The organism is Erythrobacter sp. HI0063 (assembly GCF_001635685.1).
GTDB lineage: Bacteria > Pseudomonadota > Alphaproteobacteria > Sphingomonadales > Sphingomonadaceae > Qipengyuania.
Map to the genome: position 1 here is coordinate 1 of NZ_LWFF01000267.1, position 259 is coordinate 259.

At 64.9% G+C, this 259-nt stretch carries 1 protein-coding gene; it reads right to left on the minus strand.

Translation table 11 applies throughout. The annotated features are described in order from the left end of the window. Nucleotides 1-259: pseudouridine synthase (locus A3736_RS08550; RefSeq protein WP_233999326.1), on the minus strand; the 259-nt coding region annotated here is incomplete at both ends.

The window sequence follows — 259 nt, forward strand, 5'->3', positions numbered from 1 at the left end:
CCCCGTTTCCAGCCGGCATTCGATCAGCGCGGCATGGGCGAGTCGCTGGACGAGCCTGTAATGCGTAACGGCATGTTTCCCGCGTGAGGAATCCTTTGCGAGCACGGCCATTTTCTTCCGGTCCCGGTCCGAACGGCCGAGGCGGGCATCGATCGTGCCTTCCGCTGGGTTGGGATGGCCCGCGCATACCGCCAGATAGCGGCGATGGATCGAATGATCGGCGAACTGGCGCGCGAGGCCTTCATGCGCGGCATCGGTC